The 8,016-nt window shown below is 70.4% G+C and carries 10 protein-coding genes; 5 read left to right on the plus strand and 5 right to left on the minus strand.

Annotated features, from left to right (window positions below):
• The 4 genes from NH287_RS14260 to NH287_RS14275 form a co-directional block, all read right to left on the minus strand.
• On the minus strand, positions 1-397 hold a 397-nt coding region (locus NH287_RS14260; RefSeq protein WP_290440645.1), incomplete at its 3' end, for a bifunctional precorrin-2 dehydrogenase/sirohydrochlorin ferrochelatase.
• The gene (nirD, locus tag NH287_RS14265; RefSeq protein WP_253036138.1) at positions 394-771 is read right to left on the minus strand and encodes a nitrite reductase small subunit NirD; all 378 of its coding nucleotides are present in this window, start codon (positions 769-771) and stop codon (positions 394-396) included. The genes NH287_RS14260 and nirD, both read right to left, overlap by 4 nt.
• A complete protein-coding gene (nirB, locus tag NH287_RS14270) occupies positions 768-3,347 on the minus strand; it encodes a nitrite reductase large subunit NirB (RefSeq protein WP_253036139.1) in 2,580 nt (859 codons plus the stop codon). Before nirB ends, nirD begins: the two co-directional genes overlap by 4 nt.
• A 77-nt stretch (positions 3,348-3,424) precedes the next feature.
• On the minus strand, positions 3,425-4,300 hold the full coding sequence (locus tag NH287_RS14275) for a formate/nitrite transporter family protein (protein WP_253036140.1): 876 nt from the start codon (positions 4,298-4,300) through the stop codon (positions 3,425-3,427).
• A gap of 172 nt (positions 4,301-4,472) precedes the next feature.
• Between NH287_RS14275 and NH287_RS14280 the strand changes: the two genes are divergently transcribed.
• Entirely contained in the window at positions 4,473-5,333 is an 861-nt protein-coding gene (locus NH287_RS14280) for a carbohydrate kinase family protein (protein WP_253036141.1), read from the plus strand.
• A 16-nt stretch (positions 5,334-5,349) separates the two neighbouring features.
• Here the strand turns inward: NH287_RS14280 and NH287_RS14285 are convergent, their stop codons facing one another.
• Entirely contained in the window at positions 5,350-5,691 is a 342-nt protein-coding gene (locus tag NH287_RS14285; RefSeq protein ID WP_253036142.1) for a hypothetical protein, read from the minus strand.
• Between the two features lie 126 nt (positions 5,692-5,817).
• Between NH287_RS14285 and NH287_RS14290 the strand changes: the two genes are divergently transcribed.
• The 4 genes from NH287_RS14290 to NH287_RS15510 all read left to right on the plus strand — a co-directional run bounded on the left by NH287_RS14290 (position 5,818) and on the right by NH287_RS15510 (position 7,532).
• The gene (locus NH287_RS14290; protein ID WP_253036143.1) at positions 5,818-6,330 is read left to right on the plus strand and encodes a MarR family transcriptional regulator; all 513 of its coding nucleotides are present in this window, start codon (positions 5,818-5,820) and stop codon (positions 6,328-6,330) included.
• Between the two features lie 79 nt (positions 6,331-6,409).
• Positions 6,410-6,769 (plus strand): hypothetical protein, encoded by a 360-nt coding sequence (locus NH287_RS14295; protein ID WP_253036144.1) that lies wholly within the window; start codon positions 6,410-6,412, stop codon positions 6,767-6,769.
• Between the two features lie 120 nt (positions 6,770-6,889).
• The gene (locus NH287_RS14300; RefSeq protein WP_253036145.1) at positions 6,890-7,312 is read left to right on the plus strand and encodes an alpha-L-rhamnosidase N-terminal domain-containing protein; all 423 of its coding nucleotides are present in this window, start codon (positions 6,890-6,892) and stop codon (positions 7,310-7,312) included.
• A gap of 49 nt (positions 7,313-7,361) precedes the next feature.
• On the plus strand, positions 7,362-7,532 hold the full coding sequence (locus NH287_RS15510) for a family 78 glycoside hydrolase catalytic domain (RefSeq protein WP_253036146.1): 171 nt from the start codon (positions 7,362-7,364) through the stop codon (positions 7,530-7,532).
• Positions 7,533-8,016 lie beyond the last annotated feature (484 nt).

The raw sequence follows: 8,016 nt of genomic DNA on the forward strand, positions 1-8,016 counted from the left end.
GGTCGACGCCGGCGTCGGACGCGACGGCGACGATCACGTCGCCCGATCGGGTCTCGGCACTCAGGCGGGCCGACCCGTGGGCGCCGTCCGACGCGTTGACGCAGAACACACGGACGTCGTCGCACCACGCCGCGACGACGGAGTCGACGGATGAGTCGCCCGTCGCCGCGTGGACGAGCCAGGCATCCGTCACGTCGTCCTGACGGGCGGGGCGCGGGACCCACGTCACGCGGCCGGCGGCGACGTGCGCGCGCAGGGCGTCGCCGAGCGCCGGCGCGACCACCGTCACGAGCGCGCCCTCGTCGAGGAAGCGGCCGACGCGCCGTCCGGCGACGGCGCCGCCGCCCACGAACACGACGCGTCGTCCCGTCAGGGAGAGACCCAAGAGGGTGGTCATCGCTGCTCCTCCCGGACGTAGACGATGCCGTCCTCGACGGCGGCGGGCCACACCCGCAGCGTCTTCGCGTCCTTGCCCTGCGTCTCGAGGCAGACCCCGGTGCGCAGGTCGAAGACCTGCTTGTACATCGGCGACGCCACCGTCGGGACCTCGCCCCGGGTGCCGACGATGCCGCGCGAGATCACGTGCGCGCCGCTGTACGGGTCGAGGTTCTGCACCGCGTGCACGCGGCCCGCGTGGGTGACGAAAAGGGCGATCTGCTCGTCGCCGAGCAGGGCGGCCCGGCCGCGCTCGACCTCGAGGTCGGCGAGGGCGCACACCGCGGTCCAGCCGGCCGGCACCGAGGCATCCGTCTCGTGCACCATCATCGTCATCGCCGCACCTCCAGGGTCGTCCCCGCGATGAGGACGCGGCCGTCCTCACGCTCCTCGGGCGTCGCGGGACGGGCCTGCCCGCGCTCGACCGTGTAGGCGAGCGAAGGGTCGGGCGTCGTCGGAGCGTTGACGAACGAGGCGAACCGGCGGAGCTTCTCGGGGTCGTCGAGGGTCGCCTTCCACTCGTCCTCGTAGTTGTCGAGGTGGCGGGCCATGGCGGCATCCAGATCCGCGCAGATCCCGAGCGAGTCGTCGAAGATCACACGGCGCAGCTCGTCGATGCCGCCCTCGAGGTCCTCGAACCAGGGGGCGGTGCGCTGCAGGCGGTCGGCCGTGAACACGTAGTACATGAGGAACCGGTCGATCGCCTGCAGCAGCCCGGCGTCGTCGAGTCCCTCGGCCAGGAGCACCGCGTGGCGGGGCGTGAAGCCGCCGTTGCCGCCGACGTACATGTTCCAGCCCGCCTCGGTCGCGATGACGCCGACGTCCTTGCCGCGGGCCTCGGCGCACTCGCGGGCGCAGCCCGAGACGCCGAGCTTGATCTTGTGCGGCGAGCGCAGCCCGCGGTAGCGCAGCTCGAGCTGCACCGCCATGCCGACCGAGTCCTGCACGCCGTAGCGGCACCACGTCGACCCGACGCACGACTTCACCGTGCGGAGCGACTTGCCGTAGGCGTGGCCCGACTCGAAGCCCGCGTCGACCAGTCGCTTCCAGATCTCGGGCAGCTGCTCGAGCCTCGCGCCGAACATGTCGATGCGCTGGCCGCCGGTGATCTTCGTGTACAGCCCGAAGTCCTGCGCGACCTGCCCGATGACGACCAGTCCCTCGGGGGTGATCTCGCCGCCCGGGATGCGCGGAACGACCGAGTAGCTGCCGTCCTTCTGCATGTTGGCCATGACGTGGTCGTTGGTGTCCTGCAGGGTCGCGTTCTCGCCGTCGAGCACGTGCCGGCCGGTGAGGGTCGACAGGATGCTGGCCAGCACCGGCTTGCAGATGTCGCAGCCACGGCCGGTGCCGAACCGGTCGATGACCGCGCTGAAGGTCGACAGTCCCGAGACGCGGACCGCGTCGAAGAGCTGCCGCCGCGACATCGCGAAGTGCTCGCACAGCGCGGTGCTGAGGGCGGCGCCGGTCTTCGCGAGCTCGCTGCCGAGGAGCTTCGTGATCATGCCGACGCACGACCCGCACGCCGCACCCGCCTTCGTGCAGGCCTTGATGCCCTTCACGTCGGTGCAGCCCTCGTCGTGGACGGCAGAGCGGATGCCGCCGGCCGTGACGCTGTTGCAGGAGCACACGAGCGCCTCATCGGGCAGGTCGCCCGTGGGGGCGGCGACACCGTCGGAGGGCAGGAGGTAGGCGACGGGGTCGCCGCCGAGGGCGCCGCCGACGAGGGGGCGGAGCGACCCGTAGGCCGACGCGTCGCCGACGAGGATGCCGCCGAGCAGCGTCTTCGCGTCGTCCGAGACGACGAGCTTCTTGTAGACCCCGGCGATCGGGTCGGCATAGACGACGTCGAGGGCGCCGGGCGTCTCGGCGAACGCGTCGCCGAAGCTCGCGACGTCGACGCCCGAGAGCTTGAGCTTCGTCGACACGTCGAAGCCCGCGAACGAGGCCTCGAGTCCCAGCAGGCGCGCCGCGGCGACTTCGGCCATGGCGTAGCCGGGGGCGACGAGACCGACGCACTGGCCCTCGAAGCTGGCGACCTCGCCGATCGCGAGGATCGCCGGGTCGGAGGTGTCGCAGCCGGCATCGATGACGACGCCGCCGCGCGGGTCGACGGCGAGCCCGGCCGTGCGGGCAAGTTCGTCGCGCGGGCGGACCCCGACGGTGAAGACGACGACGTCGGTGCGCTCCCACGACCCGTCGCGGAACTCGAGCCCGACGACCTGCCCGCTGCGGTCGGCGTCGAGGCGCGTCGTGATCGCCGACGTGCGCACCCCGATCCCGCGCTGCTCGATGAGTCGGCGCAGCGCGTCGCCGGCGGGCAGGTCGAGCTGCGCCGACATGAGCCGGTCGGAGGACTGCACGACGGTGCAGTCGACGTCGAGGCCCTGCAGCGCGCCGGCCGCCTCGAGGCCGAGCAGCCCGCCCCCGATGACCGTGCCGACCAGGCGGCGGCCGAGCTCGGCCGACCGGCGCTGCACGAACCGCTCGAGGGCCTCGACGTCGTCGAGCGTGCGGTAGACGAAGCAGCCGTCGTGGTCGTACCCGTCGACCGCGAGCCGGGCGGCGTACGAACCGGTCGCGAGCACCAGCCGGTCGTAGGCGATGCGCTCGCCGCGGTCGGTGACGACCTCGGCGCGCTCGCGCTCGATCCGCGTGACGGCGACGCCGCGCAGGAACCGCACCCGCTCGTCCGAGAGCGGACCCTCGTCGAGGGCGAGGTCGTCGGCCGAGGCCCCGGCGAAGAACGACGTGAGACCGACCCGGTCGTAGGGATGCCGCTGCTCCTCGCCGATCACGGTGACCCGCCACGGCTCGTCGGTGCGGCTGAGCAGGCTCTCGACGAAGCGGTGTGCGACCATCCCGGCACCGACCACGACCACGTGGGGCGGGGTGGGGCCGGTGGAGCTCATGTCGTGACGGTATGCGGGCGAGGTTGCCTGGGTGGTCACGTCGTGTTGCGGTCTCTTTACGATGCCGGCCACGTCGGTCACCGGGTGGGGACGGCGGAGCCCACGGCGACGGCGCGGGCGGCGGCGGCTTCGCGACGCGACGGGCGCACGCGGCGGGGGGCGGCGGGGCGGCCGTAGGTCACGTACAGCGGGATGCCGACGAAGAGCAGTCCGCCCACGAGGTTGCCGAGCACCGTCGGGATCTCGTTCCAGATCAGGTAGTCGCCGATCGTGAAGTCGCCGCCCAGAAGCAGCCCCGACGGGAAGAGGAACATGTTCACGATGGAGTGCTCGAAACCCATGAAGAAGAACAGCATGATCGGCATCCACATCGCGACGATCTTGCCGATCACGTCCTTCGACACCATCGCGAGGACGACTCCGGTGGCGACCATGGCGTTGCAGAGCACGGCGCGGACGAAGAGGGTCAGCATCCCGTTGGCACCGTGTTCGGCGTAGCCGACCGTGCGGCCCTCGCCGATGTGGCCGATCGCCTGACCGACCTCGTTCGGCGGGGTCGAGAAGCCGTTCGTGAAGACGATCGCCATGAGCAGCGCGATCGAGAACGCGCCGATGAAGTTGCCGAGGAAGACGAGTCCCCAGTTGCGCAGGATGCCGCCGAGCGTGACGCCCGGGCGCTTGTCGAGCCACGCGAGGGGTGCGAGCACGAACACGCCGGTGAGCAGGTCGTAGCCGAGCAGGTAGAGCATCACGAACCCGATGGGGAAGAGTACGGCGCCCAGCAGCGGCATGCCGGTGGTGACGCTGACCGTGACGGCGAACGCCGCCGCGAGCGTGAGCAGCGCGCCGCCCATGATGGAGCGGACGAGGGTGTCACGGGTGGAGAGCATGACCTTCGACGCGCCGGCGTCGATCACGGTCTGGACGAGCTCGGTGGGCTTGACGTACGTCATCGCAGATGCCTTTCAGTCGTGGAGCCGGGTGTGAGGCTCGACGCTAAAGGGCGGGTGTTTCCCCCGACCGCACCGGGATCGACCGCTTTGGTTACCTCTTCCTCTCTTCGCAGGCAGGCGCGATGTGAGAACGGATGCGTCCGGAGCAGAGACCCGATGGTTGACTGGGCGCATGACCGTCGTCGTGTGCGGGCCCGCCGCCTGGAACCACCTGATCGAACTCGATCGGCTCCCCGAGCCGACACCCCACATGCAGTTCGCCACCGGATCGGTGCGGACGGTCGGCGGAACATCGGCGGGCAAGGCGGTCCACCTCGCGGAGCTCGGCCTGGACGTGAGATTGCACGCGCTTCTCGGAGCGGATGCCGAGGGCGCCGCCGTCGCGAGCGGGCTCGCGCGTGCGGGCGTGCGTCTGGCGCGCCACGCGTCCGACGCCACGGAGCAGCATGTCAATCTGATGACTCGGGCGGGCGAGCGGGTCTCCCTGTACGTCGCGACGCCTTCGGCGGCGGATCCGGCGATCGTCGCGGAGATCGGTGATGATCTGGACTCTGCCGCTGTCGCGGTCGTGGACCTCAGCGCGCTCGGGGCCGAGCTCGTGGCGCGCGGCATCGACGCGCCGGTCTGGACGGACCTCCACGACTACGACGGGAAGGCCGCATTCCATGAGCCGTTCCTGCGCGCCGCGGAGGTCGTGTTCATGAACGACGATGCCGTCGATGACCCGTTACAACTGCTGGAGTCGTGTCTGCAGCGCGGCCCCCGTCTCGCGGTGTGCACGCGCGGAGCGTCAGGGGCGATCGCGATGGACGCGGCTCGCCGTCGGTACGCGGTCGCCGCAGTGGAGGTCGACGTCGTCGACAGCAACGGGGCCGGCGATGCCTTCTTCGCGGGATTCCTCGCTGCGCATGGTGCGGGTTCGGACGTCGATGCGAGCCTCGCGGCCGGTGCGCGACAGGCTGCGGTCGCCCTCGCGTCGCCTCACCTGCATCCGGCGCTCAGCGAGCCGGACGCGGGCACGCGGGCCGGCTGAAGACCGCTGCCGGAGGTCAGTCGACGTCAGTCTCCTCGTGGCCGACGGAGCGGGCTTCGAGGTAGGCGCAGAGCTCCGCGGCGACGGACAGCTCGACGGCCATCGCGTGCAATTGGTGGCTGTTGAGGATCGTCGTGTCGGGTTGCGGCTCGATGGTCACGCGCCACGACGCTGCCCCGACCTCGGCCGGTTGCATGAAGATCGTGACGGTCGCGTTCTCGAGGGGGACGACCACAAGGCCGGTGTCGGCGCCGTCGGTGCCGTCCTGCACGATGACCTTGATGCGCTCGCCGGCGCCGCGGGCCTCGTGGAACTCGTCGACCCAGCGTTCGAGGGTCTCTTTGCTTCGGAACGGCATGGGCTTCCCCTCTCGCGGTTGCGGGAGAGTAGCGGATCCGGGGACACGTGGCTACTGGCGGCTGTCCGCCCGCTCCCATCACCTATTCTCGATGACGTCGCCGCATTTCGGCGCGACCAGCGGGGAGTGAATGTGGCGAACGGCGAGCACACGGCCGGCTACTGGTACGACGAGTCCCCCGGCGAGCGCGACCGGGCACGTCGTGTCCTCGAGGCGCTGCGCACCTACCGCGCCGCCGAGGCCGCCATGCGTCGCCGCACCCGGGACTCGATGGCGATGGGTGAGAACGAGCTTCTCGCGCTTCGCTACCTTCTGCGTCAGCCCGACCACTCCGCCCGTCCCGCCGAGCTCGTGAAGTATCTCGGGGTCACCTCGGCGTCGATCACGACGATGCTCGACCGGCTCGAGAAGACCGGACGCGTCCAGCGGATCGCGAACCCGACCGATCGGCGCAGCATCTTCGTGCGGGCGACGCCGCACGCGAACGAAGAGGTGCGCGAGACCCTCGGGCGCATGCACGGGCTCATGTACGACGTCGCCGTCGGGATGACCCCCGACGAACAGGAGCACGTCGTCGCCTTCCTGCAGAAGATGACGGATGCGGTGGACGACGTCGCGCCCGTGACCGCCGAGGCCTGACCGCGGCATCCGCCGTACTCGCCGGGCGGCGGGAACGCAACCGTTCGGTGATTCGGACTTCACGCCACATAGTGGGCATATGAGATGCATCACGTACGCCGGCGAGACCGTGGTCACGACCGATGACGTCGCGGAGGCTCTCGTCACGTTGACGGCCGCCGTCGCAGAGCGCGGCCGGGCCGATGCTGTCACGATCCCGATCGTGTTCGAGAAGAACGGGGAGATCGGCGAGGCATTCCTCGTCATCGGCGTCGGCAACGACGTGCTCTCGGTCGCGACCGACTGGGACCGTCCCGAGCCCGACTTCTCCTTCGCCGCCGCGCAGCTGCGACACCACCCGCATTTCCCTCGCGCCGACGGCGGCTCGGGTGAGACGATCTTGGACGAGGGGCCCGAAGCGTACTGGGACCCCGACCTCGACGGGTTCGGCCGGGCCTGACCTCGTCGGGCTCTGCCCGGACGGAAGGTCGCGACATGCGCGCATCCCCCTCGACGATGCCGCCTTCCTGACGACGGAGGTCCCGAAGGGGGTGGCCCCGCGCTTCCACGGTGCGGCGGGATGCCCGTCACCGAGTCGGTCCTGAACCCCGGGTGGACCTCGTACGAATGGCGGCTCGCCTACCACTCGTTCGACGTGACGGCGATCGTCCGGGGCGCCACGGGCGACCTCGAGGTCGGCTTGCTGCTCGGCAACGGGTGGTGGCGCGGCCGGCTCGGGTTCGGTGCCGCGAACGGGAACTACGGTGACGGGATCGCCGTCGCCGCGGCGCTCGAGGTCGAGTTCCGCGACGGGCGGCGACAGCGGCTCACGACGTCGCCGGAGCGGCGGGCAACGGCATCCGGGATCACACGCAACTCGCTGTACAAGGGGCAGACGGTGGATGCCCGGGTCCGCGGAGACGAGCCGGCGCTCGCCGTCCGCGCGGTCGAGATCGACCGCGACCCTCGAACCGCAGGCGGCCCCGCCGATCCGGCGCCATGAGACCCTCGCGCCGCGCCGCATCTGGCGGTCGCCGTCGGGCCGCACCCTCGTGGACTTCGGACAGAACCTCGTCGGCTGGCTGCGGTTCACCGTGCGCGGCCGCCGCGGCGACGTCATCCGCCTCCGCCACGCGGAGGTCCTCGAGGACGGCGAGCTCGGGACGAGGCCGCTCCGCCACGCCAGCTCGACGTCCGCAGTGACGTCTACGGCGCACGCGTAGCCAGTGCGAATCATCGCACCAAAGGAGTTCTCGGAGTCGACGTACCCCGAGACGGTCCACCTTCGGTAGCCGGCATCGCTTGCGTCGCTGTCCAACGATGCAGTTGAAGGAGCCTTCAAGTTCGCTCTGACGGCGTTTTCGCAGACCACCCCGGCCACAGACTGGTTGTCGTTGCGATCTGCCGGATCCTCTCCGGCTCTCGGGAGCTGGAAGCCAACCATAGCGACGAGCAGGACTCCGAGGCACCCCAAGCAGCCCCAAGACCCAGACCGCGGTTTCTGCCCGACAGCAGCATTGTCAACAAAAGCTTGCGGGCCTTGCGGCAGGTGCGTCGGGGCCTCAACCGGCGTCCGTTTCAGTAGTGCCCCGTAGAGTGGTGTAACGATCCCGGCCAGTAAACGTCAGCGTGGCCACCGGGATCTTCCTTCGAGGAAACTCTCACATCCCACTCGAAAGGCGTCACACCGATGACCACTCCCTCTAT

Origin of the sequence: Microbacterium sp. CnD16-F, assembly GCF_024124465.1 — a bacterium.
Classification (GTDB): domain Bacteria; phylum Actinomycetota; class Actinomycetes; order Actinomycetales; family Microbacteriaceae; genus Microbacterium; species Microbacterium gawkjiense.

Coding starts and splice junctions, on each gene's coding strand:
- nirD (WP_253036138.1), bottom strand. CDS start 771: ATGACGATGATGGTGCACGAGACGGATGCCTCGGTGCCGGCCGGCTGG.
- nirB (WP_253036139.1), bottom strand. CDS start 3,347: ATGAGCTCCACCGGCCCCACCCCGCCCCACGTGGTCGTGGTCGGTGCC.
- NH287_RS14275 (WP_253036140.1), bottom strand. CDS start 4,300: ATGACGTACGTCAAGCCCACCGAGCTCGTCCAGACCGTGATCGACGCC.
- NH287_RS14280 (WP_253036141.1), top strand. CDS start 4,473: ATGACCGTCGTCGTGTGCGGGCCCGCCGCCTGGAACCACCTGATCGAA.
- NH287_RS14285 (WP_253036142.1), bottom strand. CDS start 5,691: ATGCCGTTCCGAAGCAAAGAGACCCTCGAACGCTGGGTCGACGAGTTC.
- NH287_RS14295 (WP_253036144.1), top strand. CDS start 6,410: ATGAGATGCATCACGTACGCCGGCGAGACCGTGGTCACGACCGATGAC.
- NH287_RS14300 (WP_253036145.1), top strand. CDS start 6,890: ATGCCCGTCACCGAGTCGGTCCTGAACCCCGGGTGGACCTCGTACGAA.